The 25,796-nt window shown below is 65.0% G+C and carries 27 protein-coding genes; 13 read left to right on the top strand and 14 right to left on the bottom strand.

Annotated elements, in window-relative coordinates; all coding sequences use genetic code 11:
- Window positions 1-6 precede the first annotated feature (6 nt).
- The 3 genes from BKM74_RS06460 to BKM74_RS06450 all read right to left on the bottom strand — a co-directional run bounded on the left by BKM74_RS06460 (window position 7) and on the right by BKM74_RS06450 (window position 2,334).
- On the bottom strand, window positions 7-690 hold the full coding sequence (locus BKM74_RS06460; RefSeq protein ID WP_086464877.1) for an amino acid ABC transporter permease: 684 nt from the start codon (window positions 688-690) through the stop codon (window positions 7-9).
- Between the two features lie 4 nt (window positions 691-694).
- The gene (locus tag BKM74_RS06455; protein ID WP_086464876.1) at window positions 695-1,420 is read right to left on the bottom strand and encodes an amino acid ABC transporter ATP-binding protein; all 726 of its coding nucleotides are present in this window, start codon (window positions 1,418-1,420) and stop codon (window positions 695-697) included.
- Between the two features lie 86 nt (window positions 1,421-1,506).
- On the bottom strand, window positions 1,507-2,334 hold the full coding sequence (locus BKM74_RS06450) for a transporter substrate-binding domain-containing protein (protein ID WP_086464875.1): 828 nt from the start codon (window positions 2,332-2,334) through the stop codon (window positions 1,507-1,509).
- Between the two features lie 600 nt (window positions 2,335-2,934).
- Between BKM74_RS06450 and BKM74_RS06445 the strand changes: the two genes are divergently transcribed.
- Entirely contained in the window at window positions 2,935-4,560 is a 1,626-nt protein-coding gene (locus BKM74_RS06445) for a Na/Pi cotransporter family protein (protein ID WP_086464874.1), read from the top strand.
- A gap of 10 nt (window positions 4,561-4,570) precedes the next feature.
- Here BKM74_RS06445 and BKM74_RS06440 read toward each other — a convergent pair whose 3' ends face one another.
- Window positions 4,571-5,008, bottom strand: coding sequence for a GlcG/HbpS family heme-binding protein (locus BKM74_RS06440; protein ID WP_086464873.1), 438 nt, complete (start codon window positions 5,006-5,008; stop codon window positions 4,571-4,573).
- Between the two features lie 109 nt (window positions 5,009-5,117).
- On the bottom strand, window positions 5,118-6,020 hold the full coding sequence (locus tag BKM74_RS06435; protein WP_086464872.1) for a universal stress protein: 903 nt from the start codon (window positions 6,018-6,020) through the stop codon (window positions 5,118-5,120).
- 210 nt (window positions 6,021-6,230) lie between these two features.
- Between BKM74_RS06435 and BKM74_RS06430 the strand changes: the two genes are divergently transcribed.
- A complete protein-coding gene (locus BKM74_RS06430; protein WP_086464871.1) occupies window positions 6,231-6,791 on the top strand; it encodes a peroxiredoxin-like family protein in 561 nt (186 codons plus the stop codon).
- A gap of 33 nt (window positions 6,792-6,824) precedes the next feature.
- On the opposite strand, the gene ccoS is transcribed toward BKM74_RS06430, so the two are convergent.
- From ccoS to BKM74_RS06405, 5 genes are read right to left on the bottom strand one after another with little or no spacing between them, the layout of a single operon-like run.
- Window positions 6,825-7,013 carry a cbb3-type cytochrome oxidase assembly protein CcoS gene (gene ccoS / locus BKM74_RS06425; protein WP_086464870.1) on the bottom strand — a complete coding sequence of 63 codons (189 nt, stop codon included), beginning with the start codon at window positions 7,011-7,013 and terminating at the stop codon, window positions 6,825-6,827.
- Window positions 7,010-9,364 carry a heavy metal translocating P-type ATPase gene (locus tag BKM74_RS06420; RefSeq protein ID WP_086464869.1) on the bottom strand — a complete coding sequence of 785 codons (2,355 nt, stop codon included), beginning with the start codon at window positions 9,362-9,364 and terminating at the stop codon, window positions 7,010-7,012. The genes ccoS and BKM74_RS06420 overlap by 4 nt, the downstream gene beginning before the upstream one ends.
- A gap of 16 nt (window positions 9,365-9,380) precedes the next feature.
- Window positions 9,381-9,911 (bottom strand): FixH family protein, encoded by a 531-nt coding sequence (locus BKM74_RS06415; RefSeq protein ID WP_176342421.1) that lies wholly within the window; start codon window positions 9,909-9,911, stop codon window positions 9,381-9,383.
- 2 nt (window positions 9,912-9,913) lie between these two features.
- The gene (ccoG, locus tag BKM74_RS06410; RefSeq protein WP_086464867.1) at window positions 9,914-11,389 is read right to left on the bottom strand and encodes a cytochrome c oxidase accessory protein CcoG; all 1,476 of its coding nucleotides are present in this window, start codon (window positions 11,387-11,389) and stop codon (window positions 9,914-9,916) included.
- Complete coding sequence (locus BKM74_RS06405; RefSeq protein WP_245825837.1) at window positions 11,389-12,162, bottom strand: sulfite exporter TauE/SafE family protein; 774 nt, start codon at window positions 12,160-12,162, stop codon at window positions 11,389-11,391. Before BKM74_RS06405 ends, ccoG begins: the two co-directional genes overlap by 1 nt.
- Before the next feature lie 140 nt (window positions 12,163-12,302).
- On the opposite strand from BKM74_RS06405, the gene BKM74_RS06400 reads away from it, so the two are divergent.
- Genes BKM74_RS06400 through ccoP form a run of 6 tightly spaced genes read left to right on the top strand, consistent with a single transcriptional unit; the run spans window position 12,303 to window position 16,661 of the window.
- Window positions 12,303-13,091, top strand: a complete 789-nt coding sequence (locus tag BKM74_RS06400; protein WP_245825836.1) for a DUF2189 domain-containing protein — start codon at window positions 12,303-12,305, stop codon at window positions 13,089-13,091.
- A gap of 52 nt (window positions 13,092-13,143) precedes the next feature.
- Entirely contained in the window at window positions 13,144-13,371 is a 228-nt protein-coding gene (locus tag BKM74_RS06395; RefSeq protein ID WP_086464865.1) for a hypothetical protein, read from the top strand.
- Window positions 13,368-14,843 (top strand): cytochrome-c oxidase, cbb3-type subunit I, encoded by a 1,476-nt coding sequence (gene ccoN / locus BKM74_RS06390; RefSeq protein WP_086464864.1) that lies wholly within the window; start codon window positions 13,368-13,370, stop codon window positions 14,841-14,843. The genes BKM74_RS06395 and ccoN overlap by 4 nt, the downstream gene beginning before the upstream one ends.
- A gap of 15 nt (window positions 14,844-14,858) precedes the next feature.
- Window positions 14,859-15,596, top strand: coding sequence for a cytochrome-c oxidase, cbb3-type subunit II (gene ccoO / locus BKM74_RS06385; RefSeq protein WP_086464863.1), 738 nt, complete (start codon window positions 14,859-14,861; stop codon window positions 15,594-15,596).
- 8 nt (window positions 15,597-15,604) lie between these two features.
- Window positions 15,605-15,781 (top strand): cbb3-type cytochrome oxidase subunit 3, encoded by a 177-nt coding sequence (locus BKM74_RS06380; protein WP_086464862.1) that lies wholly within the window; start codon window positions 15,605-15,607, stop codon window positions 15,779-15,781.
- A 4-nt stretch (window positions 15,782-15,785) separates the two neighbouring features.
- Entirely contained in the window at window positions 15,786-16,661 is an 876-nt protein-coding gene (ccoP, locus tag BKM74_RS06375) for a cytochrome-c oxidase, cbb3-type subunit III (RefSeq protein ID WP_086464861.1), read from the top strand.
- Between the two features lie 77 nt (window positions 16,662-16,738).
- On the opposite strand, the gene BKM74_RS06370 is transcribed toward ccoP, so the two are convergent.
- The 4 genes from BKM74_RS06370 to BKM74_RS06355 all read right to left on the bottom strand — a co-directional run bounded on the left by BKM74_RS06370 (window position 16,739) and on the right by BKM74_RS06355 (window position 20,267).
- On the bottom strand, window positions 16,739-17,317 hold the full coding sequence (locus BKM74_RS06370) for a YeeE/YedE thiosulfate transporter family protein (protein WP_086464860.1): 579 nt from the start codon (window positions 17,315-17,317) through the stop codon (window positions 16,739-16,741).
- A gap of 9 nt (window positions 17,318-17,326) precedes the next feature.
- Window positions 17,327-17,845: a YeeE/YedE thiosulfate transporter family protein gene (locus BKM74_RS06365; protein WP_086464859.1), complete on the bottom strand. Its 519-nt coding sequence runs from the start codon at window positions 17,843-17,845 to the stop codon at window positions 17,327-17,329.
- 10 nt (window positions 17,846-17,855) lie between these two features.
- On the bottom strand, window positions 17,856-18,059 hold the full coding sequence (locus BKM74_RS06360) for a YgaP family membrane protein (RefSeq protein WP_086464858.1): 204 nt from the start codon (window positions 18,057-18,059) through the stop codon (window positions 17,856-17,858).
- Window positions 18,060-18,212: 153 nt separating this feature from the next.
- Entirely contained in the window at window positions 18,213-20,267 is a 2,055-nt protein-coding gene (locus BKM74_RS06355; protein WP_086465065.1) for a 4Fe-4S binding protein, read from the bottom strand.
- A 130-nt stretch (window positions 20,268-20,397) separates the two neighbouring features.
- On the opposite strand from BKM74_RS06355, the gene BKM74_RS06350 reads away from it, so the two are divergent.
- The 5 genes from BKM74_RS06350 (at window position 20,398) to BKM74_RS06330 (ending at window position 25,780) form a co-directional block, all read left to right on the top strand.
- A complete protein-coding gene (locus BKM74_RS06350) occupies window positions 20,398-20,940 on the top strand; it encodes a DUF3305 domain-containing protein (protein ID WP_176342420.1) in 543 nt (180 codons plus the stop codon).
- On the top strand, window positions 20,897-21,694 hold the full coding sequence (locus tag BKM74_RS06345) for a DUF3306 domain-containing protein (protein WP_140056030.1): 798 nt from the start codon (window positions 20,897-20,899) through the stop codon (window positions 21,692-21,694). Before BKM74_RS06350 ends, BKM74_RS06345 begins: the two co-directional genes overlap by 44 nt.
- Window positions 21,695-21,953: 259 nt before the next feature.
- Window positions 21,954-22,568 carry a TorD/DmsD family molecular chaperone gene (locus BKM74_RS06340; RefSeq protein ID WP_245825835.1) on the top strand — a complete coding sequence of 205 codons (615 nt, stop codon included), beginning with the start codon at window positions 21,954-21,956 and terminating at the stop codon, window positions 22,566-22,568.
- 92 nt (window positions 22,569-22,660) lie between these two features.
- Entirely contained in the window at window positions 22,661-22,864 is a 204-nt protein-coding gene (locus tag BKM74_RS06335; RefSeq protein WP_086464854.1) for a twin-arginine translocation signal domain-containing protein, read from the top strand.
- Window positions 22,865-22,897: 33 nt separating this feature from the next.
- Window positions 22,898-25,780, top strand: coding sequence for a formate dehydrogenase subunit alpha (locus BKM74_RS06330; protein ID WP_086464853.1), 2,883 nt, complete (start codon window positions 22,898-22,900; stop codon window positions 25,778-25,780).
- Window positions 25,781-25,796: the final 16 nt, after the last annotated feature.

Below are 25,796 nucleotides of genomic sequence, written 5' to 3'. Positions count from 1 at the left end.
CGGCTCCTATGCCCGGTCCCAGGCGAAGCGGGTTTCCAGCCAGCGCCCGAGGATCACCACCGGCACGAACAGCGCGACATAGGCGAGCGAGCCCAGCAGCAGCGGTGTGGCATTGCCGGAAAAGCTCTGTGCGGTCTGCGCCTGCATCAGGATTTCCGGGACGCCGATGACCGCACCCAGCGCCGTGTTCTTGGTGATGGCGATGGTGCGGTTGGTCAGCGGCGGCACGGTAATGCGCACCGCCTGCGGCAGGATGATGTAGCCCAGCGTCTGGGCGAGCGTCAGCCCGGTGGAGCGCGCCGCTTCCCACTGGCCCTTGCGGATGGAGGCGATGCCGGCCCAGAAGATTTCCTCGGAAAACGCCGCCAGCACCAGGGAGAGCACCAGCCACAGCACGGCGAAGCTGGACAGGCTGATGCCAACATTGGGCAGGCCGAAATAGACGATCAGGATGACCACCAGCGGCGGCAGCGCGCGGAAGATATCGACGAAGCCGACGATCAGCCAGTTCACAGGCCTGATGTGGAAGCTGCGGATCGCCGCCAGCCCCAGGCCGAGCACGATGCCGGTGGCGACGACCGCCAGTGCCACCTGCACGGTCACCACCATGCCCCAGAGAATGTCCGGCAAATATTTGTCGATGACCTTCTGGTTGAAGAAGGCGTCGAGGAAGATATCCAGCCCGTTCATGGGGTTATGCCTGGAAGTTGGCGAGGAAGGCGCGGGTGCGCTCCTGCTCGGGCGATCCGAATATCGCGGCCGGCGTGCCCTGTTCCACGATCACCCCGGCATCCATGAACACCACGCGGTCGGCGGCGTCGCGGGCGAAGCGCATCTCGTGGCTGACCACCATCATCGTCATGCCGGCGTCGCGCAGCTCATGCATCACCTGCAGCACGCTGCCGACCAGCTCCGGGTCCAGCGCCGAGGTCGGCTCGTCAAACAGCATGATCTTCGGCTCCAGCGCCATGGCGCGGGCAATCGCCGCGCGCTGCTGCTGGCCGCCGGAAAGCTGCGCGGGATAAGCCTCCAGTTTGTCGCCAAGCCCGACCCGGGCCAGCGCCGCCTCGGCGATCTCACGCGCCTCCGCCCGGTTCTTCTTCAGTACCTTGCGCAGTGCCAGCATGACGTTGGCCAGCACACTCATATGCGGGTAGAGGTTGAAGGACTGGAACACCATGCCGATGCGCTGGCGCATGCGGTTGATGTCGGTGCGCGGGTCCAGCAGCTCCACGCCATCGACGCGGATCGAACCCTCGTCCGGTACTTCCAGCAGGTTGCAGCAGCGCAGCAGCGTGCTCTTGCCGGAACCGGAGGGGCCGATGACGAAGACCAGCTCCTGCGGCGCCACCTCAAGGTCGATGCCCTTCAGCACCTCCAGCGCGTTGTAGTTTTTCCGCAGGCCGGCGATGTCCAGCATGGCGGCGGGGTGGGACAAGATTGTTACTCCAGAAACGGAAGGGCGGGGTCATGGTCAACCCCGCCCGTTCTATGCGCGCAAACCTATCAGCTGCAGGCCGGCGTGTGCTCGGTCGCGTCGTAGCCCGGCATCCCCGGTACGCCATAGCCCGGATAGACGGTGACCGCCGCGGAACCGGCTGCCGGCTTGGTGCCGAACCATTTCTCGTGCATCGCCGCCATGGTGCCATCCAGCTTCATGCACTCGATGGCGGTTTCCACCAGCTTGCGCATCTCCTCATTGCCCTTGCGGATCGGCGCGGCCCAGACCAGGCCGGTCGAGTGCAGGTAGGACAGCTTGATCTGCGGATTCTTCTTCACTGCCCAGGCGGACACCGTGTTGCCGGCGACATTGGCATAGGCGCGGCCGGAGATGACGGCCTGGAGCGCATCGGTGTTGGTGCCGAAGGTCTCGACCTTCCAGCCGATCTTGTCGGCCTGCGCGCGCACCCAGCTGTCATAGGCGGAGCCGCGATTGACCGCGATCACCTTGTCCTTCAGCTCGGCCAGATCCTTGATATCCGGCGTGCCGGCCTTCACCACGAACTGGAAGTCGGTGTTCAGGTAGCCTTCGGTGAACAGCAAATTCTCCGCGCGCTCCTGCGTTACCGTGGTCGGCGCGGCGATGAAATCGTAGGTGCCGGCCTGCAGGCCCGGCAGCAGGCCGGAAAACTGCGTCGCCTCGATGGTGACGCCGCGCTTGGTGCGCTTGCCGATCTCGTTGGCGAGGTCGATGTTGAAACCCTCCACGCCGCCGCTCAGCTTCGGCATGGCGTGCGGGGCGAAGGTGCCGTCCACGCCGGTCTTCAGCGGCTCGGCCTGCGCGACGGCAGTGGCAAGCAGCAGGGCGCAGGTCGCGCCAGCCAGAATCTTCATGTCCTAATCTCCCAGATTTACCTGAATGCCAGATTTGAAGGAATAACGGTGCCCACGCGAACGGAGGCGGCGTTCATCTGTCAGCAATCGCCGTGCCATGCACGGCAGGTCAGCCCAACGCTGGCGTTATGTACATTCACCTAACCTAATCCGCCTACCGTAGGAGCATTTCCGCCGCCTGTCCTGACCAATTCTTGCGCAGAAGGCCAAAAAGTTGACAGCACCGGTTACCAGTCCTCTCGACGCGATGGATGCAGCCGGCAATCGGTTTTTGCGATCGACACAATGAAAACTATCAATTTCCTGTATGCCCGGCAGGTGGCTAGTCTTCTTCTGTGTCCACCCGTCGCGTACCTCGCATCGTGAGGGCGGCACTCGAAATTCCGAATCGTCATCGGGCTTCGCGGGCCGTTTGGTTTTGTCGCCAATGGGCGGTCCGCGGGATCGACCGGGAATCTTCGGGTTCCCGGTCTTTTCTTGTGTGCTCCAGCCCTTATCCTGTCATGAAAAATTCATCGTCCGCTTCATTGCGCGGCGCCGGACGCTGCGACACTATCCGCCGCTGATCCGCACGGGGCATGTGGGAAGGGCGGGCTGTCCATGGCGTTCACTCTTGCCAGCATTCTGGCTGGCCTGGGGCTGTTCTTTGTCGGCAAGGAGTTGCTGACCTCCAACCTTCGCAACATGGTCGGACGCAGCGTGCAGCTCATCCTGTCGCGCGTTGCCGCCTTCCCCCTGCTTGGCCTGTTCTGGGGCGCGGTGCTGGGGGCGATGATCCAGAGCACCGCCATCGTCACCTTCATCCTGGTCGGTCTGCTGACGGCACGGATGATCGAGCCGCGCCGTGCCCTGCCGATCCTGATGGGCGGCAATATCGGCAGCGCGCTCATCCTGCTTCTGGTTACGCTGGATATCCGCATCGTCGTCATGCTGGCGCTGGGATTGACCGGCATCCTGATGACGCAGGGGCGGCTGCAGCACTGGAAGGCGGCGCTGAGCGCCATCTTCGGCCTGTGCCTGCTCTATTACGGGCTGGTGCTGCTGAAGTCCGGCACGGTGCCGTTCGCCCAGTCCGACGGTGTGATGGCGCTGATGGCCGGCCTCGACGGCTCGCTGGCGGCGGCCTTCCTGATTGGCGCCGCACTGTCGGCGGCCTGCCAGTCCTCCATCACCGTGGCGCTGCTCGGCATCGGCTTCCTGGGCAGCGGGCTGTTCAGTTTCGAGCAGGCGATGCTGGTCATCTATGGCACCAATCTCGGCAGCGGTATCGTGACCTACCTGATGGCCGGCGGTGTGCAGGGGACGGCGCGGCGGGTGGCGCTGTTCCAGCTTTGCTTCAACCTGACGGGCTGCGCCCTGCTGCTGGCGCTGTTCGTCGCCGAACATGCGTTCGGCGTGCCGCTGGTGATGGCGCTGCTGCGCGCCGCGTCCTCCGATGTGCCGCAGCAGCTGGCGCTCAGCTACCTCGTCTTCAACAGTGTAACGGCGCTGTTCCTGTTCCCGCTGATCGGCGGGGTGGAACGGTTGCTTGCCAGGCGCTACCCGGCTTCGCCGCAGGAGAGTGACAGCCAGCTTGCCTATCTCAGCCCGGAGACGGCGCGCGATTCCGCGACCGCCATCCTGCTGACCGAGAAGGAGCAACTGCGCCTGCTGGAGCGCTTGCCGCGCTATGCCGATCTGTTGCGGCAGGCCGATACGCCGGCCCGCAAGGCGCGGCTGGAGGCGCTGCACAAGGCGTTCGTCTCGGTGCATGGCCAGACGAAGCCCTATATCGTCGGCCTGGCGGAGGGTGATCTGACGGCGGACAGCCATGAACGCGTCTATCGCATCGTGGACCGGCATGACCGGCTGGGATCAATAGAAGCGGTGCTGCACGACTTCGCGGCGGCCGCGCCACTGCTGGAAGGCAGCACGGCGCTGGCGGCGATCCGCGAGGCGCTGACCGAGGGGCTGGACGCGCTGCTGCTGTCCTATGTCGAGGCGATGGCCGGCGACGACCCCGACGATATGGCGCTGATCGAGCGGATCACCGGCGACCGGGGCGAGCTGATGGAAGGGGTGCGGCGCAACTTCTTCAACGATGCCGCATTGGAACTCGACCGCGACGAGAAGATGGGGCTGCTGCAGCTGACCGGCCTGTTCGAGCGGCTGGTCTGGCTGCTGCGCGAGATGGCGCTGAAGGCGCCGTTCGAGGCCGGGACGCGCCCGGCGCTCGACGCAGCGTAATAGGAGAGGCTTATTCGCCGCCGGTATCGGCGACCAGACCGGCCTTCTCGATGGCATGGACGGCACACAGCTCGTCATTCTCCGACACGTCGCCGGTGACGCCGACCGCGCCCAGGATACGGCCCTCCTTGTTCTTCACGATGACGCCGCCGGGCAGCGGCACGAAATTGCCCTCCGACATGGCGGTCAGCGAGTTGAACAGAGCCGGCATCTTGGCCGCGCGGCGCGCCAGCTCCCGGCCGCCGAAGCCGAAGCCCAGCGTGGCCGCCGCCTTGCCCATGGCGACTTGCGGGCGAAGCAGGCTGCAGCCATCCTCGCGCTTCAGCACCTTCATGTGCCCGCCGGCGTCCAGCACGACAACGGTCAACGGGGCGAACTTCATCTCGCGGCCCTTGCGCAGGGTCTCGTCGGCGATCAGCGAGGCGGTTTCCAGGGTCATGTCCAGCATGCGTTTCTCCACTGTCCTTTTTTACGGCCGCGCGGCGGCGGCAGGATTGATCGATCAGGCGTTATAGGATGCCGGTGCCGATCAGGACAAATGATTAGCGCGACTGGTGCTACCAGCTGTTGACCGCCAGCACGTCGCAGGGCGGTTCGTTCAGCAGCTTCTCGGCGGTGGTGCCCAGCCTTGTGTGCGGCAGGCCCATCCGGCCGCGTGTGCCGATGACGAGCAGGCCCGCACCGGTCTCTCCGGCCTCGGTGCAGATCTGGGCATAGGGGTCTCCGCTGCGGACGGTGAGTGTCATCCGGCCGCCGACATCCGCCTGCACCTCCGGCGGCAGGCTTCTGCCCAGCGTGTCGGCCATGAAGTCGGCGAGCGCGGCGCGGGCCGCCGCGATCTGCTTTTCGCTCGACAGGGCTGTCGGCTCTGTCTCCGCGTTGCTGTCCTCCGGGGCGCTGTTGTCCGGGGCACTGTCTGGCCCCGGTGTGGTCGGCAGGACATGGACGCCGGTGAAATCGGCCTGCGGCGCCAGGCTCATCGCCATCCGCACGGCAAACCGCGCATAGAGCGACAGGTCGATGCCGAGCAGCAGCTTGTCGTAAGCGCCCGGTCGTTTGCCGGTCACCACCAGCAGCGCGCAGTTGCCGCTGCGCGCCAGCCCTTCCATCGTGCTGCCGATCAGCAGATCGTGCCCGCCTTTGTACTGGTGCGCGCCAAGCACGATCAGATCGCAATTATGGATATGGGCCAGCCGGCCAAGCTCCCATTGCGGCGTGCCGGTGGTCACCTTGATCGTGATGTCCGCGCGGTCGGCGGGGGGCAGCGACAGCAACCAGCTATTGATGGCCTTGTGCGCCGCCTTCGAGCGGCGCTCGACATCGAGCGAGGATTTCGGCTGATCGATGATATGGGCAATGACAAGGCCGCTGGCATGTTGCCGTTTCAGCATCAGGGCGCGCTCAAGGGCGGCTTCCGAGCGTTCGCTCAAGTCTGTGGCGATAAGGATGTTGCCGATCATGGGCCTGCGGGCGTGGCTGTTGATACCCCATCAATAGCGTTTCTGGCCGCACATGGTCCTTGATATGCGTCAATATTCGGTCAATTGCCGGATATTTCGCCCGCTGACTGCCATTCTTCTCACGGAGAAGTGAAGCCAAGTCTTATGGCGATCGCCCAGGGATGGTGACTATCTAGGCTTATCCATTTTCATCATCGGGAGTATTTGACAATGTCTGCCATCACGCCTCTCATGCCGCGCCAGAAGGTGCCGGCGCTTGAGTTGCCGCTCGCCGGCGGCGGCCACTTCAAGCTGGGCGAGGAGAAGCCCACCAACTTCACCCTGGTGGTGTTCTATCGCGGGCTGCATTGCCCGATCTGCGGGCGCTATCTCGCCGATCTGCAGAGCAAGCTGGATGCCTTCGCCGAACGCGGCGTGGATGTCGTGGCGATTTCCTCCGACAGCGGGGAGCGTGCGGACGAGGCAAAGGCGGTCTGGAAGCTGGACCGGCTGCGTGTCGCCTACAGTCTCTCGCTCGACGCGGCGCGCGCCTGGGGCCTCTATGTCTCCACCAGCAAGGGTAAGACCTCGACCGGGGTGGTGGAGCCGGCGCTGTTCAGTGAGCCCGGCCTGTTCCTGGTACGCCCGGACGGGACGCTCTATTTCGGCACGGTGCAGACCATGCCCTTCGCGCGGCCGAACTTTCAGGAAATCCTGGGTGCGCTCGATTTCGTCATCAAGAACGACTATCCGGCACGCGGCGAGGTGATCGACCATACCGCGGCGGCCTGACGGACCGTCACGACGGTTATCAGGGGGCCGTTATCAGGGGGCTGGGGGCTTGTCCTCCGGCCCCTTGCGTCTCGCGGGCTTTTCATCCTCGTCGAACAGGATGCGGCTGCCGGCCCCGTCCAGATCCTCGAACTGGCCGTTGCGCAGCGCCCACAGGAAGGCGACCAGCCCTGCAAGGCCCAGCGCCAGCGCGATCGGGATGAGGTAGAGCAGGACGCTCATGCGCGGTTTCCGTCCTTTGGTCCCCAGTTCAAGCGGAGCGCATTGCCGATGACCAGGATGGAGGAGGTGGACATGGCAATCGCGGCGATCAGCGGCGTCACATAGCCCGCCATCGCCAGCGGTACCGCCAGCATATTATAGCCGAGCGCGATGGCAAAATTCTGCCGCACCAGACGGTCGGCCCTGGTCGCGACCGACAATATCTCCAGGATCGGCCCCAGCCGGTCGCCCTGGAACACCGCATCGGCGGCGTTCTGGCTGATCTCGGCGGCGCTGGTCGGCGACAGCGAGACGGTGGCCGCCGCCAGCGCCGGCGCGTCGTTCAGCCCGTCGCCCACCATCAGCACCTTCTCGCCGGCATCGACCCAGGCCTGGATCGCCGCCACCTTATCCGCCGGCAGGCATTCGGCCTGCCAGTCCGCTATGCCGGCGGCCTGCGCCGTCGCTTCGACGCTGCCCGGCCGGTCGCCCGACAGCAGCGAGAGTTTCGCGCCGCGCGCCTTCAAGGCCGCGACAACCTCGGCGGCATCCGTGCGCAGCGTATCGCGAAAGCGGAAGCGCACCGGCGGCTCGCCGGGCCGAGTCAGCCAGAGTTCCGGGCCATCCGAATCGGCTGCCGCGTCGCCGGGTACGCCGGTCCAGCGCCGGCTGCCCAGCCTTATATCGCCCCAGGCAAGGCCGGCGCCCGGCTCTTCCCGCACGCCATCCGGCGCGGTTGCGCCCGGTACCGCCTTCACAAGCGCCTGGGCCAGCGGATGCCGGCTGGCGGCGGCGATCCGGGCGGCCAGTTCCAGCGCTGCCGGCGGAATGTCCTCTGCAAGCAGTTCCGGCCGTCCAAGCGTCAGCGTGCCGGTCTTGTCGAACACCACCCGGTCAATCTGCACCAGTCGCTCCAGCGCGGTCGCGGATTTCAGCAGGATGCCGCGCCGCATCAGCCGCCCGGTCGCCAGCACCTGCACCGAGGGTACGGCCAGCGCCAGCGCGCAGGGGCAGGTGATGATGAGGACGGCAACCGCGATCATCAGCGCCGGCTGCCAGGCGAGGCCGCCCAGCGCGATCCAGCCGATGAAGGCGATGAGGGCCAGCAGATGCACCACCGGCGCGTAAAGCCGCGACACCCGGTCGGCCAGCGCCACATGACGCGCGCGACCCTGCTCGGCGGTCTCCGTCAGGCGCACGATCTCCGCCAGCAGCGTGCCTTCGCCAACCGCCGTGACGGTCAGCTTCAAAGGCGCGGTCAGGTTCAGCGTGCCGGCATGGACGGCATCGCCGGGACCGGCCGCACCCGGCAGGCTCTCGCCGGTGATCAGGCTGGTATCGATGTCGGAGCGGCCATCGGTGATCCGCCCGTCCACCGGCACGCGCGCGCCCGCCGCCACCAGCACCATCATGCCGGGGGCGATGCGTTCAACCGGCAGCAGCTTCGTGCCGCCATCCTCCTGCAGCACGGTGACGGCGGTGGCGTTCAGCGCCAGCAGATGTTCCGCCGTGCCGCGCACCTTGCCGCGCGCGCGGGCGTCGAGATAGCGGCCGATCAGCAGGAAGAACAGCAGCGTGATGGCGCTGTCGAAATAGGCGTGCGGCCCGCCGCGCATGGTCTCCAGCAGGCTGACGCCCGCCGTCAGCACGACGCCGATGGAGATCGGTACATCCATGTTGGTGCGCCGGGCGGCAAGTGCGGCGATGGCGGAGCGGAAGAAGGGCTGGCCGGCATAGGCGATGGCGGGCAGGGCGATCAGCGCCGAGACCCAGTGCATGAGGTCGCGCGTCGCCGGCCCCATATCCTGGAAATGGCCGGCCCAGATGGCGACCGACAGCAGCATCACATTGCCGGCGGCGAAGCCGGCGACGGCGAGCGCGCGCAACAGGTCGCGCTCGGTGCGGGACTGCGTGTCGGCCAGCCGGGCCGGATCGAAGGGCGCGACCTTGTAGCCGAGCGACGTGATGGCGGCGACCAGATCATTGGCGTCCGCTTCAGCCGCCCGCCATTCCAGGCGCAGGCGCCGCGTCGTCATGTTGAGGCGCGCCGCGACCACGCCGGGATGGCGCGCCAGCACGCTTTCGATCAGCCAGACGCAGGCGGCGCAATGCAGCCCGTCGACCATGAGGTAGAGCCGACCGATGCCGTCATCGCCCTGCTGGACGAGGGCGGAATAATCGCGCGCCGGGGCATCTTGCTCCGGTTGCGGCGGGGCCAGGGCGGGGTCGATGCTGCGCCGGGCGTAATAGGTGTCCAGCCCGAGACCCTGAATGGTGTGGTAGGCCGCCTCGCAGCCGGCGCAGCAGAATCTGGCTGCCGCCGGCAGGTGTGCGGGTACAGGCTGTTCGCAATGCAGGCAGGCGGCGGTCATGGTGGACTTGGTATGCCTATTCGGCGACCCAGAGCCGTTCCATCTGGATATGGCTGTCATCGCCGTTGCGGATCACCAGCCTTGCATCCCAGTTGCCGGCGGCGGGCAGCGTCTCGCGCGCCACATAACGGCCGTCGCCACGCGCGACCAGCGGCACCAGCCTGTCCAGGCTGGCCTGGGTCGGGCGGCGCAGCTCCACCACCACGCCGGCGCCGGTGATCGGGTCGCCATTGCGGTCGTGCAGGGTCACCGCGATCTCGCCGCGCGTTCCTTCCAGCGCGGTCCAGCCGAGCGCCGCCTGCCAGCCACGCGTCTGCTGCGCTGCCTGCTTGTCGATGACCTCGTTATAGGCAACGCCCTTGCGGTAATGATCGCGGGTTTCCAGCCCGGTCCAGGTCGAGAGCGCAATGCCGATCATGACGGCGTTGACGGCGAACACCAATCCGAAGAAGCCGACGAACAGCCAGGGATACCAGTGTCCGCGCCGGTGCTCGCCGGTCATGCCGGCGCCGGTGCTAACGGCAGTGTCGCTACGGCGGTCGATCATGCTCATTTCGGCCCCAGGAATACGGTGTCTATAGAATAGGACGCTTCGTGCGTCTCGTCACGCAGCAGCAGGGTGACGGGTGTGCTGGCACCCTGCAGCGCCTCGCGCGGCACCCGGACATGCAGCCGGTAGCTGCTGACCGCATCCGATTTGATCGGCAGGCTTGTGCTTTCGCCAGCCTCATCCTCATGGCCGACGATGGAAAGCTCCGCCTGTGGCAGGCCCGGCATGCTCAGTATGTAGGTGCGCGCCTCGCGCTCCTTATTCAGGATCTTCAGGGTATAACTGTTCTGGATGCGGCCGTTGCCAAGCTGCACGAACAGCGGCACGCGGTCGCGCTGTACCGACAGGTCGGTGTCGCTGCGGCTCATCAGGCTGAACAGCATGATGCCGCCGACGATGGCCAGCACGGCGAGGTAGATCAGCGTGCGCGGGCGGAAGATGTGCAGCCCGCCGGTCGGCTGGCCGGCGGCGCGGGCCTCCTGGTTGGTCTGGGTGTCGAAGGTGATCAGCTCGCCGGGACGGCCGATCTTCACCATGACCTCGTTGCAGGCGTCGATGCACAGGCCGCAGCCGATACAGTCTATCTGCTGGCCGTCGCGGATGTCGATGCCGGTCGGGCAGACCTGGACACACTGGTTGCAGTCGATGCAGTCGCCGCGCCCCTCCCAGCTCTCTGTCTTGCGCTTCGGGCCACGCTGTTCGCCGCGCCAGGCCTGATAGGTGACGGTGGTCGAATGCTCGTCCAGCATTGCCGCCTGGAAGCGCGGCCAGGGGCACATATAGACGCAGACCTGTTCGCGCACGATTCCAGCCAGCAGATAGGTGGTGGCGGTGAACAGACCGACGAAGAACAGGATGGTGGGCGAGACCTGGAGCCGAAAAATCTCGCCCATCAGGGTCGGCGCATCGTTGAAATAGAAAATCCAGGCACCGCCGGTTGCGACCGCAATCGCCAGCCATATCAAATGCTTGGTGACTTTTTTTGTGATCTTCTTGAAGGTCAGCGGACCATTGTCCAGGCGGATGCGCTGGGCGCGGTCGCCCTCGACGAAGCGCTCCACCATCATGAACAGGTCGGTCCACACGGTCTGCGGGCAGGTGAAGCCGCACCAGACCCGGCCGAGCAGGGAGGTCGCCAGGAACAGCCCGACGGCGGCCAGGATCAGCACGCCAGTCAGGTAATAGACTTCCTGCGGCCAGATCTCGAGGAAGAAGAAATACAACCGGCGGCCCGGCATATCGACCAGGATCGCCTGGTCCGGCGCGTTGGGGCCACGGTCCCAGCGCAACCAGGGCGCGAAATAATACAGGCCCAGAAGCAGGGCCATGACCGCCCATTTCATTCGGCGGAAGCGGCCGACGATCCATTTCGGATAGGCCTTCGGCCGGTTGGCGAACAGCGCCTTGCGCGGCTTTTCCTGTTCCGGCGGATGCGGCAGTTCATGCGTGTCGGCGCTGACATTATGGGTGTTCATCAGGCCATGCTCCAGGCGAGGTAGCCGAGCATGCCGGCATTGGCCAGCATCAGCAGCGGCAAAACCGGGGTGAGGTGTGTCTGCCAGCGCCGCCAGGCAAGGCCGCCAGCTAAGGCCACGCCGATCAGCGCCGGCATGGTGCCAAGGCCGAAGGCGGCGAGGGCCAGCGCGCCGGCCACGGGGTCAGCACTGCCGGCGGCAGCGGCGAAGGCGCCGTACAGCAGGCCGCAGGGAATGAATCCGAGGACGAGCCCCAGCAGATAACCGCGCAGCGCACCGCCACCGTGCAGCAAGGGCGCGGCGGTACGGCTGACCCAGCCAGACCAGGGAATCCGGATCGCCGGGACTGGCAGTTGCACGAGCGTGCCGAGCCGCTCCAGCGCCACCGCCAGAAACAGCAGCGCGGCCAGCCCCAGCAGCAGGGAAGGCAGCCAGCCGAACCAGGAGAGCTGCGCCAGACTGCCGGTCAGCGCCGCGACACCGGCGCCGATCGCCGCATAGGTGGTCAGCCGGCCAAGATGATAAGGCAGCAGCATGGCGCCGGATATCCGGGTGAATTCGCTCATCCGCGCGGCCGGAACCGATTGCGCGCGGGCCGCCGCCTGCTGCAGCACGAAGGGGCCGCACATGCCGGCGCAATGCGCGGCGCTGCCCACGATGCCGGCCAGGAACAAACCGCCGAACAGACCGCCCTGGGTCGAGACGATGCCGGCGCAATGCGCGTAGCCCGCTGCAAGCAGTTCCAGGATGAGCGGATTATTATCTATATCCATGCTACCCTAATGTAACGTACCCAGATGGTCAGGGGACAGCACGATCATGCGTTGTTGCAGTGCGAAAACTCATTGATCCAGATCAAGGCAACGGCCTGCTCCCTGACCGATAGTACGGAAAATCGTGGAGGGGGAATTTCATGAGCGAGGCAGTTTCATCGGGAAGTGGTGCGTTGCGGGTTACCATCCGGCAGATCGCACCGGACCGCCCATGGGCATGGCTATCGGCCGGCTGGCGTGACTTCCAGGCAGTGCCGGGTGTCGCCCTGGCCTATGGCGCGCTGTTCGTGGTCGGCAGCTTTCTGCTGACGCTCGGCCTCTGGCTGATGGGCCTGTTCTATCTGGTGCTGCCGCTGGGGGCCGGCTTCATGCTGGTGGGGCCGGTGCTGGCGGTGGGGCTGTACGAGGTCAGCCGCAAGCTGTCCTACGGCATCAAGCCAACGCTGGGCGATGCGATGACTGCCTGGCGCGCCAATCCGGGGCAGATCATGGGCGTCGGCGTGGTGCTGATGCTGTTGCTGCTGGCCTGGATCCGGCTGGCTTTCCTGATCTTTGCGCTGTTCTTCGGCACCCAGCCGCCAAGCTGGGAGCTGCTGATCTCCAGCACGCTGCTGTCGGCCGAGGGGCTGCCTTTCCTGATCGTCGGCACGCTGGTCGGCGGTGTGCTGGCCGCCCTGACCCTGGCGATCAGCGTGATCTCCATTCCGCTGCTGCTGGACCGCGACGTGAACGCCGTCACGGCGGTGCTGGCCAGCCTGAAGGCTGTCGCGCGCAACCCGCTGATGATGATCGGCTGGGGCGCGCTGGTGACGCTGTTCATCGGCGCCGGCATCGCGGTCGCCTATGTCGGGCTTCTCATCACCTTTCCGCTGATCGGCTTCGCGAGCTGGCATGCCTATCGCGACCTGGTCGAGATCGAGGAAGCGTGACCAAACCTTTCAATCGCCTATTCAAACGCACGAATTGCGGGAGTGCATTCCGATGAAGGATCCGCTGATGTGGCCGCTGGGCGCCGTGGTTGCGGTGCTGGGCGTGCTGGGATTGTTCCTGGCCGCCGGCGCGCGCGATAGCGCCCTCTATATTTTCGGCCTGGGGCTGCTGGGCTTTGCCTGTCTGTACATTTTCGACCTGATGCGGCGCAGCTTCGACGCGGCGAAGAAGACGCCTGCGGAGCAGCCTGCCGACAAGATAGGGGAATCCATGCAATGAGCACTGTCGCCATGAAACCGGACGACATGAGCCCGGCCTATGACGAGGATGTCGTAAGGCTGTTCGTGATCGCCACCGTCTTCTGGGGGGTGGTCGCCTTCCTGGCAGGCACCTATATCGCTTTCCAGCTGGCCTTCCCGGCCCTCAATCTGGGCATCGAGTTCACCACCTTCGGCCGGCTGCGCCCGCTGCACACCTCGGCGGCGGTCTTCGCCTTCGGCGGCAGCGCGCTGCTGGGCACCTCCTTCTATGTCGTGCAGCGTACCTGCCGCGTCGCCCTGTTCGGCGGGCCGTCGCTGGCGCGCTTCGTGTTCTGGGGCTACCAGTTCTTCATCGTCATGGCGGCGCTGGGCTACGTCATGGGCGTGACGCAGGGCCGCGAATATGCCGAGCCGGAATGGTATGTCGATCTATGGCTGACGCTGGTCTGGGTCGTCTATCTGGTGATCTTCATGGGCACCGTGCTGACCCGCAGGGAGACGCACATCTATGTGGCCAACTGGTTCTACATGGCCTTCATCATCACCATCGCGGTGCTGCACATCTTCAACAACCTGGCGATGCCGGTCTCGTTCCTCGGGCTGAAGAGCTATTCGGCGGCATCGGGCGTGCAGGATGCGCTGCTGCAATGGTGGTACGGCCATAATGCGGTGGGCTTCTTCCTGACCGCCGGCTTCCTGGGCATGATGTATTATTTCGTGCCGAAACGCGCCAATCGGCCGGTCTATTCCTACCGGCTGTCGATCATCCATTTCTGGGCGCTGATCTTCCTCTACATCTGGGCCGGCCCGCATCACCTGCACTATACGGCGCTGCCGGACTGGGCGCAGACGCTGGGCATGACCTTCTCGATCATGCTTTGGGTGCCGTCCTGGGGCGGCATGGTGAACGGCATCATGACCCTGTCGGGGGCATGGGACAAACTGCGCACCGATCCGGTGATGCGCTTTCTGGTCACCTCCGTCGCCTTCTACGGCATGTCCACCTTCGAGGGACCGGTCATGTCGATCAAGGCGGTGAACGCGCTGTCGCACTACACCGACTGGACGGTTGGCCATGTGCATTCCGGCGCGCTCGGCTGGGTCGCCTTCATCAGCTTCGGCGCGGTCTATTACCTGGTGCCCAAGCTGTGGAAGCGCGAGGAGCTGTATTCGCTGCGGCTGGTCGGCTGGCATTTCTGGATCGCGACGCTGGGCATCGTGCTCTACATCACCGCGATGTGGGTGTCGGGCATCATGCAGGGGCTGATGTGGCGCGCCTACGACCATCTCGGCTTCCTGCAATACTCCTTCGTCGAGACCGTGGCGGCGATGCATCCCTTCTATGTGATCCGGGCGCTGGGCGGGGTGCTGTTCCTGCTGGGTGCACTGATCATGGTTTACAACCTGGTGCGCACGGTGCGCGGCGATACCCGCGCCGAGCTGCCGATGGCCGCCACACCGCGCAGCGGCGCGCTGCGTCCGGCCGAGTAAGCGAGGATCAGACCAATGGCGAAAACCGCATTCTTCAGCCATGAGCGGATCGAGAAGAACGGCCTGCTGATGCTGGTCCTGGTGCTGCTGACGATCTCGATCGGCGGCATCGTGGAGATCGTGCCGCTCTATACGATCGAAACCACCATCGAGCGGGTGAAGGGCGTGCGCCCCTATACCCCGCTGGAGCAGGTTGGCCGTAACATCTACATCCGCGAAGGCTGCTATACTTGCCACAGCCAGCAGATCCGTCCGTTTCGCGACGAGGTCGAACGCTATGGCCATTACAGTCTGGCGGCGGAGAGCATGTACGATCATCCGTTCCAGTGGGGCTCCAAGCGCACCGGGCCGGACCTCGCGCGTGTCGGTGGCAAATATTCCAACGACTGGCATGTGGTGCACATGATTGATCCGCGCGCCGTGGTGCCGGAATCGGTGATGCCGGCCTATCCGTTCCTGGCGGAAAAGCTGATCCGCACCGACGATATCGCCGATCATCTGGTGGCGTTGCGCCGGGTCGGCGTGCCCTATACCGACGAGATGGTTGCCGAGGCGAAGGCCGACCTCCTGGCCCAGGCCGATCCTGAGGGCGACCATGAGGCGCTGCAGGCCCGCTATCCCAAGGCCGTGGTCGGGGATTTCGACGGCGATCCGCAGCGGCTGACCGAGATGGATGCGCTGATCGCCTATATGCAGATGCTGGGTACGCTGGTGGATTTCAGCGCCCACGATCTCGACGATCTGCGGCAGTAGGGGCGGCTATGGAAATCCTTCAGGAAATTGCCGGCTTTCTGCGTGGCTATTGGGGCCTTTGGCTGATGCTGCTGTTCGTCGGCCTGGTGCTGTGGACACTGCGCCCCGGCGGCCGCAAGAAATATGACGATGCAAGCCAGATCCCGTTGCGTGACGAAAACGGCAACGGCAGCGGGAAGGAGTGAGGCGATGGCGACCAACCGTATCAAGGATCCGGTGACCGACACCGAAACCACGGGCCATGAATGGGACGGCATCCGCGAGTTGGATAACCCGGCCCCGAAATGGCTGATGTACACCTTCTACGCCACGATCATTTGGGCGATCGGCTACTGGGTGCTGTATCCGGCCTGGCCGGATCTGTTCGGCAGCGGCTACACCAAGGGCGTGCTGGGCTATGTGCAACGCGTCGAGATCGAGGAACAGATTGCCGCCAAGCGCGCCGAGCAGTCGGGCATGCGTGACAACATCGCCAACGCCTCGCTGCAGGAAATCCGCGGCGATGCCGATCTGCTGTCCTTCGCGCTGGCCGGCGGCCGCGTTGCCTTCGCCGATAATTGCGCGGGCTGCCATGGCGCCGGCGGGTCGGGCAATACCGGCTTTCCGGTGCTGGTCGATGATGAATGGCTGTGGGGTGGCACGCTGGAGGATATCCAGTACACCATCCTGCACGGCATCCGGAACAGCAGCGCGGATGCGCGCTATTCCGAAATGCCGCGCTTTGGCCGCGACGGCATCCTGAACCGCGAGGAGATCAACGACGTGGCGGAATATGTCCTGTCGCTGAGCGGCAACGCCACGAACGCGGCGGCAGCCGGGCGGGGCGAGGAAATCTTCGTCGCGCAGTGCGTCGCCTGTCATGGCGAGAAGGGCGAGGGCATGCGCGAGCTTGGCGCGCCCAACCTCGCCGACGATATCTGGCTCTATGGTGGCAGCAAGGCGACCGTGGTCGAATCGATCACCAATGCCCGCTTCGGCGTGATGCCGGGCTGGACCGGGCGGCTGGACGAATCGACGATCAAGCAGCTCACCGTCTATGTCCACGCGTTGGGCGGCGGCGAGTAGCCCGCTTACCGATCACCAGAACGAGAAAAGCCCGGGGCTTGTGACCCGGGCTTTTTCTTATGCCGGTATTGGGCCGGTCAGGCGGCGGGCAGGCCGTCGCCGTTCGGGCCCATCTCGTCGCGCCAGGCGGTCTTGCGTTCCAGCCAGACCAGGAAGCCGGCCAGCAGGGCGGCAAAGCCCAGGGCCAGCAGCCAGAAAGGCAGGCCGGTGACGATGTCCAGCGTCAGCTTGCCGGCGTCGGCCAGTTTCAGCAGCGGCGCCAGCGCCGGCTCCAGATAGGCGAAGACCAGCGCACCCAGGATGCCGCCGGCCAGGGTGAACCAGCTGTCCTTGTAGCCGGCGCCGATCTGCGCGGCTACCGTGCCGGGGCAGGCGCCGGCCAGTGTGATGCCGGCACCCAGCAGCAGCCCGCCGGCGATATCGGCGATGAACAGCGTGCCCTTGGGGTGCAGCTTCACGATTCCGAAGCCGTACAGCACGGCCAGGATGACCAGCCCGGTGACCACGGCGCTGAGGAAGATCTTCAGCATCACGAAATTGCGCAGCTGCATCTGCCCGACGATCATGCCGGGCTCGAACACCCGCGATTTCTCCAGCGCGAAACCGAACACCACGCCCATGGCGAGGCCGGTGAGGATGGCAGTGAACAGGCTCATGGCAACTTCCTAGCGGATGCGCTTGAACAGGAAGGCGGTGGCGATGCCACCGGCGAACATGGCGGCGACCGCGATCATCGAGCCGAGTGCCAGCTGCGCCGTACCGGAAATGCCATGACCGCTGGTGCAGCCATCGGCGATGCGCGCGCCGAGCAGCAGGATGAACCCGCCGGCGAAGGCCATGGCGAAGCGGCCGGCGGGCGATATGCCGCCAGTCGCCTTCGCCCAGATCGGGGATATCCCGCTGCGGCGCATGCCTGACAAGCTGGCCGAGAGCAGCGCGCCCAGCGCGATGCCGACGACCAGTGCGACCTGCCACCAGTTCTTTGCCCCGTCCAGATGCTTGGCGGCATAGCCGATCTCGCGGATTGCGGGATCGACCCATTCGGCGATGCTAACCCCGACGGTGACGAAGGAGGAGGAGGCACCGAGCGCGGTGTTGATCAGGAGAAAGGCAGGAATCTGCAGCAAGCCGATGACGATCCCGGCCGCGTAGGGCGACCAGGCCTTCTGCCTCAATATGTCCATAACAGCCTCCTCAGTCGGCCTGTTTGGTCGGGCAGGTGTTCACGCCGATCAGCGTATAGGCCGGGCACCAGCGCAGCAGGGCGGTGCCAAGCGGCACCAGGCCGATCAGCCCCCACCAGCGCGCATTGCCGTCGAGCAGGACCAGCAGGGACAGGATCGCCAGACCGGCGACGATGCGGAGGATGCGGTCGATGCCGCCAACATTCTGGGTCATGATGAACCTCTTCGCGTTGCAATGCCGTCCGGCTGTTCCGGCGGCTGTCTCACATCATTAATATATATTTGAATATTTACAGGTAAAAGGCCGCATTGCGGATTCCGCCCGTCGCGCGTCCGAATGCCGCGCCCGCGTCTGCCAGAACCGGGGCTAGGTCTTTTTCGGACCGTCCTTGCTGGTGAGGCTGCCTTCGGCAAGGCCTTCCTCACGCTCGCGCAGATAATCATCGGTGGTGCGGGTCAGCGGCCGCGCCTTGCCGGCGAACGGGTTGTTGCCGTTCTCGAACTGCACGATGACTCGGCAATCCTCGCACATCTTGATGCGCTCCAGGGCGGCGGGGTCGCTGAACATCGGGTGATCCTGCAGCTTGGCGACGATACGCTCGACCGATCCCTTGGTGCCGAAGGGTTTGCCGCAGCGCACGCACTCGAACGGCTCCTCCTGCTTGATCGACTGGACCGCGCGCGCCTCGGCGGTGAAGTTCAGGCGCGGCTCCAGCGCGATCACCTGTTCTGGGCAGGTCGCCTTGCACAGGCCGCACTGCACGCAGGCATCCTCCTGGAAGCCCAGGAAGGGCCGGTCGGGATCGTCGGTCAGGGCGCCGGTCGGGCAGGCGCTGACACAGGACAGGCACAGCGTGCAGCCCTCGGTATCGACCTTCAGGGTGCCGAACGGCGCGCCGGCGGGCAGTTGGATTGTATCGACCGGCGCCGGGGCGGCATCGTGCAGATGGGTCAGCGCCAGCGACAGCACGGCGCGCTTGCCGCCCATCGGCAGGAAGTCGCCGGCGGGTGCCGGTTCCATGCCGGGCAGGGCGAAGAGCTGGGCCTCCAGCGCGTCGGGATCTTCCTCCACCAGCACCGAGACGCGGCCGCTGTCATAGCCGAGCCCGGCCATGATGGTTTCCGTGAGGCCCGCCTGCTGGGCCAGGCCCGTCAGTTCGCCGCGCTTTGTGGGCGAGACCAGAACGGCGACATGGCTGGCACCATAGGCCAGCGCGCCGGACAGCAGGTCGAGGCCGGTCTGCGTCGCCTCATTGACCGCGAAGGGGATGACATTGGCTGGCAGGCCGCGCCCGAAACGCGCCATCAGCGAGATCATCTCCGCGCCGTGGCGCTCGTCATGCACCAGGATGACCGGTTTTTTGCCGCCCGCCTCGCGGTAGGCGGAGAGCAGGGTGCGCAACCGGGCCAGCAGCGAGGCGCTGGGCGGCATGGCATAGCTGGCGGCGCCGGTCGGGCAGACGCTGTGGCAGGCGCCGCAGCCGCCGCAGAGATAGGGGTCGATGGCAACCACATCGCCGGCCGAACTGATCGCCGAGGCCGGGCAGACATCCAGGCAGCGCGTGCAGCCGGTCTTTTGGTTGCGGCCATGCGCGCACAGATCGGCGTGGAAATTCACATAGCGCGGCTTGGTGAATTCGCCGACCAGATCGGTCATGTCGAACAGCGCCTTCTGTACCGCCGCCGGATTGCCGGGGTCGGGCCGGAAATAGCCGTCGCGCCGCTCATGCGAGGGGAACAGCGGTGCGCCGCCAGTCAGGTCCAGAATCATGTCGCAGCGCGAGGAGGCGCCATTCTTGCCGGCCTCGAACGCCAGCGCCGCGCGTGAGGAGGGGATGAGCGGCGCGTAATCGTCCACCACGATCTCGAACGCGCCGAGATGGCCGGCGGCCCGCGCGATGCTGCCCTTGAAGATCGGGATGTCCATCAGGCGCGGCGGGATGATGTCGCCCGGCTTCGTCAGCAGCACCGTGACGTCGAGCCGCCCGGCAATCTGGCGCGCCGCCTCGATGGCCTGTTCGTCATGGCCATAGATCAGGCACACGCCCTCCGACTTCATCGTCACGCTGGTGGCATGTTCGATCTCCACCATCGCCTCGGCCAGCAGCGCCGCCATCTTCGGTGTGGTGCTTCTGGCCTGTTCGGCCCAGCCGGCCTGTTCGCGGATATTGACGTAAGTGACGGCGGCATCGCTGCCATCCTCCTCCATCACCTCGGCAAACAGCGGCGCTTCCTGGGTGCAGGCGACGGTGAAGGGATGGCCCTGCGCGGCGGCGCGGCGGAAACTGTCGACCCCGGCACGGCACAGTTCCTCATGCAGCTCGCCGACGGCCTGACCGCAGGCGGCGTTCAGGGCCTTGCCGTCGAGCGGCATGGTGCCCCGGCAGGTGCAGGCAAGGATCCGGCGCTGGGCGTCCGTCATGAAGCGTTCCTCGGTCATCGGTCGTTTTGCGTTATCGTTTTTCATTTTGAAGGGCGGATACAGCATTCCGCCTTCTTGCGCTATATACTGGTGGTAAGACCAATCCTCGGCAATAGGGATGGCAGGAGCGATGAGCAAGGACGCGTCGATGCCGTTGGGCATCGTCATCGAACGCCACAAATCGGCGAACCGCTGGCAGGACTGGCGGTTCCAGCCGGTTGCCGTCATACCCGGCGCGCCGGCTGTGGCGGGCTGGAGCGAGATGCTGCGCGGCGAGGGCTGGGTGCGCTATCATGCGGCGACGCTGCCGGTCTGGCTCTACAGGACGCAGACCCCGGCCTATCTGCACAATCTGTCGATGGAACAGCCGGTCGTGTACATCGTGCTGCGCCGCGATCCGGACCAGCCGGAGGAATTCGCCTTCCAGCCCCTGCTGGTGACCGTCTCGCCCTATGAGGCGGAGGAATATCTCATCAGCGGCGACGAGATCGTCGAGCCGGTGGCGATGCCCGATGTGGTGATGGGCTGGATGCAGGACTTCATCGACAGCAACCATGTCGATCAGCCCTTCGTGAAGCGGCAGCGCGACAAGCACAAGGAGAAGCGGTCGGAGTCGCCGCTGCCGCTGGATGCCTATGGCAAGCCGGTGCGGCAAGGGGGCAATCATGGCTGACCGACCTTTCCTGTCGCGCTGGGCGCGGTTGAAGCAGGAATCCCGGCAAAGCGGGGGACGGCAAACGGGGGGAAGGGGCGGTGCCGCGCCGGTGCTGGAGGAACCCGCCCGGCAGGCGACTCTGCCGCCTGAGGCCGGGGATCCGGACCATTCCGTGCCGGCACAGCCGTCGCAGCCAGGGCAGGAGCGGGTGCGGGAGCAGGATGCGGCCGTCGATCCATCAGAACTGCCCGATATCGACAGCCTGACGGCGGAGTCGGACTTTACGGCCTTCATGCGCAAGGGCGTGCCGAAGACGCTGCAGCGCAAGGCGTTGCGCAAGCTCTGGGCGTCCGATCCGGTGCTCGCCTGCCTGGACGGCCTCAATGATTATGAAGAGGATTTCACCGACGCCGCAACGGTGATCGAGGGCATGAAAAGCTCCTATCAGGTCGGGCGCGGATTCCTGACGGACGCGGAACTGGCGGAAAATCATTCTGTCTATGACGCCTCCCGGAAGGCGCTGATCGAGGCGGATGAAAAGGCCGAGGCGGAAGAGACAGCCACGGCCGAGACCGGCCCGGCAGAGGATACGGCAGAAGATACGGCCAGTATTGCGGAGGGTGCGGAGCCGGAACAGCTGCCGGAGAGCGCCGCAGAGGATTTGGAGAGGGCCGAGCCAGGGACGGAATCGGGTGATTCTGAAAACGCCACGGAGGCTGCAGCAATCCAGTTGGTGCCAGATGCCAAAAATAAGAATGATAATCACTCTTAAATGGTGCCGGCATCCTGATCTTAAATAAGAACGATTATCACTTGCGTTATTCTGTTTTCTGCATTGCCCGGACTTCCCGTGCGAAACATCTGCTTTATCGTTTCTGCTAGACCTGCGAATTTGATTGGCCTAGGCTACTGGTAAGACCAATAACGGCATACCCACCCCGCAAGGGGGTAAAAATCAGGGATGCCACATGGATTTGGTTAGAGGGAGCGAAACGACGCAGATGCCTGACGCGGCTGCGATATCTCATCACATGATAGCGGAAGAAGATCTTCTGCGGGCCAACTGGTACGGCTTCGTGGCGCGCTTTCTTGCGGCGCCGCCCGACCAGTCTGCCCTGTCGCTTGCCGCCGGCTTCGATTCCAAGGGAGACGATACCCAGCGCGACAGTCAGGGTGATGGCAGCGATCTGGGAACTGCGCTCGGCATTCTGGCGCGCCTTGCCCGCCAGACCACGCCGCAAGAGGCGGAAGAAGAATATTTCAATCTGTTTATAGGGGTGGGGCGGGGCGAACTGATGCCCTATGGCTCCTATTACCTGACCGGTTTCCTGAATGAAAAGCCGCTGGCCCATCTGCGCCGTGACATGGCGCGGCTCGGCATGTCCCGTGCTGAGGACGTCAAGGAGCCGGAGGATCACATCGCCGCGCTGTGCGACATGATGGCCGGGCTGATCACCGGCAGCTTCGGCGCGCCGGCCACGCTGGAAACCCAGCATGAGTTTTTCCAGCGGCACCTGTCCCCCTGGGCCGGGCGTTTCTTCGGGGATCTGGAGCGGGCGCGTCACGCGCGGCTCTACCAGCCGGTTGGCACCATTGGCCGGCTGCTGATCGATATCGACCGCGCCGCCTACGGGATGGACGCGTGACCGGATTGACGGGTGACTGGCGCAAGCCGGCCCCGAATTGTGACGAGAGTTCTGATGTTTGTTCGTTTTTGTGAAGCTTGAGGAGGCGCACCATGAAGCAGCAAGACAAGCCGGTTTCGGCCCATCGCCGCGACTTCCTGCGCGTCGCCAGCGTCGGCGCGGTGGCGGGTGCCGCCATGGCCGTTGCGGGCGGCAGTGAAGCCGAGGCCGCCGAAGTGACTGATACGGGCGGCGAGCACGCGGGGTACCGCGAAACGCAGCATGTGAAGACCTTCTACAAGCTGGCCCGCTATTAAGCGCCGGCAGCCAGTAGGGAGCGGGAGAAGACAATGCTCAAGAAAAAATCGGATGCAGTAGCGGCCCGTCCGCGCCTCAGTCAGGCGCTGGCAAGCCTCACCGGCGGCGCCATCGATCGCCGTACTTTCCTGAAGCGCTCCGGCCTCGCGGCTGGCGGCGTGGCGATTGCCGGCACGCTGAGCGGCGGCATGGTGCGCAAGGCCCCGGCGGCCAGCCCGGCCTTTGGCGGCGAGATCAAGCTCGCCAAGACGGTGTGCACCCACTGCTCGGTTGGCTGTACCGTGATGGCCGAAGTGCAGAATGGCGTGTGGACCGGGCAGGAACCCGGCTTCGACAGTCCGTTCAACATGGGCTCGCACTGTGCCAAGGGCGCTGCGATCCGTGAGCTGACCCATGGCGAGCGCCGGCTGAAATATCCGGTGAAGCTGGTCGATGGCAAATGGACCCGTGTGAGCTGGGAGCAGGCGATCAGCGAGATCGGCGACAAGATGCTCCAGATCAGCGAGCAGTCTGGCCCCGATTCGGTCTATTGGCTGGGCTCGGCGAAGCACAGCAACGAGCAGGCCTATCTGATGCGCAAGTTCGCGGCCTTCTGGGGCACGAACAACATCGATCATCAGGCCCGCATCTGCCATTCCACCACGGTCGCCGGTGTCGCGAACACCTGGGGCTATGGCGCGATGACCAACAGCTACAACGACATGATGAACAGCCGGCTGATGTTCTTCATCGGCGGCAACCCGGCGGAAGCCCATCCGGTGTCGTTGCAGCACATTCTGAAGTCGAAGGAGCAGAACGGCGCACCGCTGATCGTGTGTGACCCGCGCTTCACCCGCACGGCCGCGCATGCCGACGAGTTCGTGCGCTTCCGGCCGGGCACCGACGTCGCCCTGATCTGGGGCATCCTCTGGCACATCTTCGAGAATGGCTGGGAGGACAAGGACTATATCTCCAAGCGCGTCTATGGCATGGACAAGATCCGGCCGGAAGTCGCGAAATGGACCCCGGAAGAGGTTGAGCGCGTGACCGGCGTTCCCGGCTCGCAGCTGCAGCGTGTGGCGCGCCTGATGGCGACCAACAAGCCCGGCACGCTGGTCTGGTGCATGGGCGGCACGCAGCACACCAACGGCAACAACAACACCCGCGCCTACTGCATCCTGCAGCTGGCGCTGGGCAATGTCGGCGTTGCCGGCGGCGGCACGAACATCTTCCGCGGCCATGACAACGTCCAGGGCGCCACGGATTTCGGCGTGTTGATGGATTCGCTGCCCGGCTATTACGGCCTGGCGACCGGCTCCTGGAAGCACTGGGCGCGCGTCTGGGATGTGGACTACGACTATCTGCTCGGGAAGTTCAAGTCGAAGGAACTGATGGAGCGGTCCGGCATTCCGGTGTCGCGCTGGTTCGATGGCGTGCTGGAAGACAAGGCCAATATGGACCAGCCGGACAATGTCCGCGCCATGGTGTTCTGGGGCCATGCGCCGAACTCGCAGACCCGCCTGCCGGACATGAAGAAGGCGATGGAGAAGCTCGACCTTCTCGTCGTCATCGATCCGGTGCCGACGGTTTCCGCCGTGCTGCATGACCGCAAGGATGGCTGCTATCTGCTGCCGGCGGCGACGCAGATGGAAACCTCCGGCTCCGTTACCGCGTCGAACCGCTCGCTGCAGTGGCGCGAGAAGGTGGTCGATCCGATCTTCGAGGCGAAGGTCGATCACGAGATCATGTATCTGTTCGCCAAGAAGTTCGGCTTCGACAAGGAGATGTTCAAGCACATCAAGGTGGACGGCAACGAGCCGAACATCGAGGACATCACCCGCGAATGGAACAAGGGCATGTGGACCATCGGCTATACCGGCCAGTCGCCGGAACGGCTGAAGATGCACATGGAAAATCAGCACACCTTCGACAAGGTATCGCTACGCGCTGTTGGCGGACCGGCTGATGGCGAGTTCTATGGTCTGCCCTGGCCGTGCTGGGGTACGCCGGAGATGGGGCATCCGGGGTCGGCCAACCTTTACGACATCTCTCTGCCGGTCGCCGAAGGCGGCATGGGTTTCCGCGCCCGCTATGGCGTGGAGCGCAATGGCGAGACGCTGCTGGCCGAAGGGTCCTGGCCGGTCGGTTCGGAGATCGAGGATGGCTATCCCGAATTCACCATGGCGATGCTGCAGAAGCTCGGCTGGGACAAGGATCTGACGGCCGATGAAATGGCTGCCATCCAGAAGGTCGGCGGTGACAAGATCGGCGGGGTGAACTGGAAGACTGACCTGTCGGGCGGCATCCAGCGTGTGGCGATCAAGCATGGCTGCGCGCCCTATGGTAATGCCAAGGCCCGCTGCGAGGTCTGGAACTTCCCGGATCCGATCCCGCTGCACCGCGAGCCGCTCTACACGCCGCGCCGGGACCTTGTGGCCGACTATCCGACCTACAAGGACCGCAAGCTGCATCGCCTGCCGACACTCTTCGAGTCGATCCAGAAGCAGGATTTCTCGAAGGAGTATCCGATCATCCTCACCTCCGGCCGCCTGGTCGAATATGAGGGTGGCGGCGATGAGAGCCGGGCGAACCCCTGGCTGGCCGAGCTGCAGCAGGACATGTTCGTCGAGATCAACCCGTTCGATGCCAATGGTCTGGGCATCAAGGACGGCCAGATGGTCTGGGTGCACGGTCCGGAAGGCGGCAAGGTCCATGTCATGGCGATGCTGACCGAGCGTGTGGGACGCGGCGTGGCTTTCATGCCGTTCCATTTCGGCGGCAAGTTCCAGGGTAAGGACCAGCGGGCCAAATATCCGCAGGGTGCCGATCCGTATGTGTTGGGTGAATCGACCAACACCGCACAGACCTATGGCTATGACTCGGTGACGCAGATGCAGGAAACCAAGACCACGCTCTGCCGCATCGAGCGCGCATAAGAAGGGGAGACGTAAG

Source organism: Oceanibaculum nanhaiense (assembly GCF_002148795.1).
Taxonomy (GTDB): domain Bacteria; phylum Pseudomonadota; class Alphaproteobacteria; order Oceanibaculales; family Oceanibaculaceae; genus Oceanibaculum; species Oceanibaculum nanhaiense.
This window is presented reverse-complemented; position numbering and strand designations above follow the sequence as displayed.

What these genes read in the sequence shown, in the direction of transcription:
- BKM74_RS06460 (WP_086464877.1), bottom strand. Translation starts at nt 690, where the DNA reads ATGAACGGGCTGGATATCTTCCTCGACGCCTTCTTCAACCAGAAGGTC.
- BKM74_RS06455 (WP_086464876.1), bottom strand. Translation starts at nt 1,420, where the DNA reads ATGCTGGACATCGCCGGCCTGCGGAAAAACTACAACGCGCTGGAGGTG.
- BKM74_RS06450 (WP_086464875.1), bottom strand. Translation starts at nt 2,334, where the DNA reads ATGAAGATTCTGGCTGGCGCGACCTGCGCCCTGCTGCTTGCCACTGCC.
- BKM74_RS06445 (WP_086464874.1), top strand. Translation starts at nt 2,935, where the DNA reads ATGGCGTTCACTCTTGCCAGCATTCTGGCTGGCCTGGGGCTGTTCTTT.
- BKM74_RS06440 (WP_086464873.1), bottom strand. Translation starts at nt 5,008, where the DNA reads ATGCTGGACATGACCCTGGAAACCGCCTCGCTGATCGCCGACGAGACC.
- BKM74_RS06435 (WP_086464872.1), bottom strand. Translation starts at nt 6,020, where the DNA reads ATGATCGGCAACATCCTTATCGCCACAGACTTGAGCGAACGCTCGGAA.
- BKM74_RS06430 (WP_086464871.1), top strand. Translation starts at nt 6,231, where the DNA reads ATGTCTGCCATCACGCCTCTCATGCCGCGCCAGAAGGTGCCGGCGCTT.
- ccoS (WP_086464870.1), bottom strand. Translation starts at nt 7,013, where the DNA reads ATGAGCGTCCTGCTCTACCTCATCCCGATCGCGCTGGCGCTGGGCCTT.
- BKM74_RS06420 (WP_086464869.1), bottom strand. Translation starts at nt 9,364, where the DNA reads ATGACCGCCGCCTGCCTGCATTGCGAACAGCCTGTACCCGCACACCTG.
- BKM74_RS06415 (WP_176342421.1), bottom strand. Translation starts at nt 9,911, where the DNA reads ATGATCGACCGCCGTAGCGACACTGCCGTTAGCACCGGCGCCGGCATG.
- ccoG (WP_086464867.1), bottom strand. Translation starts at nt 11,389, where the DNA reads ATGAACACCCATAATGTCAGCGCCGACACGCATGAACTGCCGCATCCG.
- BKM74_RS06405 (WP_245825837.1), bottom strand. Translation starts at nt 12,162, where the DNA reads ATGGATATAGATAATAATCCGCTCATCCTGGAACTGCTTGCAGCGGGC.
- BKM74_RS06400 (WP_245825836.1), top strand. Translation starts at nt 12,303, where the DNA reads ATGAGCGAGGCAGTTTCATCGGGAAGTGGTGCGTTGCGGGTTACCATC.
- BKM74_RS06395 (WP_086464865.1), top strand. Translation starts at nt 13,144, where the DNA reads ATGAAGGATCCGCTGATGTGGCCGCTGGGCGCCGTGGTTGCGGTGCTG.
- ccoN (WP_086464864.1), top strand. Translation starts at nt 13,368, where the DNA reads ATGAGCACTGTCGCCATGAAACCGGACGACATGAGCCCGGCCTATGAC.
- ccoO (WP_086464863.1), top strand. Translation starts at nt 14,859, where the DNA reads ATGGCGAAAACCGCATTCTTCAGCCATGAGCGGATCGAGAAGAACGGC.
- BKM74_RS06380 (WP_086464862.1), top strand. Translation starts at nt 15,605, where the DNA reads ATGGAAATCCTTCAGGAAATTGCCGGCTTTCTGCGTGGCTATTGGGGC.
- ccoP (WP_086464861.1), top strand. Translation starts at nt 15,786, where the DNA reads ATGGCGACCAACCGTATCAAGGATCCGGTGACCGACACCGAAACCACG.
- BKM74_RS06370 (WP_086464860.1), bottom strand. Translation starts at nt 17,317, where the DNA reads ATGAGCCTGTTCACTGCCATCCTCACCGGCCTCGCCATGGGCGTGGTG.
- BKM74_RS06365 (WP_086464859.1), bottom strand. Translation starts at nt 17,845, where the DNA reads ATGGACATATTGAGGCAGAAGGCCTGGTCGCCCTACGCGGCCGGGATC.
- BKM74_RS06360 (WP_086464858.1), bottom strand. Translation starts at nt 18,059, where the DNA reads ATGACCCAGAATGTTGGCGGCATCGACCGCATCCTCCGCATCGTCGCC.
- BKM74_RS06355 (WP_086465065.1), bottom strand. Translation starts at nt 20,267, where the DNA reads ATGACGGACGCCCAGCGCCGGATCCTTGCCTGCACCTGCCGGGGCACC.
- BKM74_RS06350 (WP_176342420.1), top strand. Translation starts at nt 20,398, where the DNA reads ATGAGCAAGGACGCGTCGATGCCGTTGGGCATCGTCATCGAACGCCAC.
- BKM74_RS06345 (WP_140056030.1), top strand. Translation starts at nt 20,897, where the DNA reads ATGCCTATGGCAAGCCGGTGCGGCAAGGGGGCAATCATGGCTGACCGA.
- BKM74_RS06340 (WP_245825835.1), top strand. Translation starts at nt 21,954, where the DNA reads ATGATAGCGGAAGAAGATCTTCTGCGGGCCAACTGGTACGGCTTCGTG.
- BKM74_RS06335 (WP_086464854.1), top strand. Translation starts at nt 22,661, where the DNA reads ATGAAGCAGCAAGACAAGCCGGTTTCGGCCCATCGCCGCGACTTCCTG.
- BKM74_RS06330 (WP_086464853.1), top strand. Translation starts at nt 22,898, where the DNA reads ATGCTCAAGAAAAAATCGGATGCAGTAGCGGCCCGTCCGCGCCTCAGT.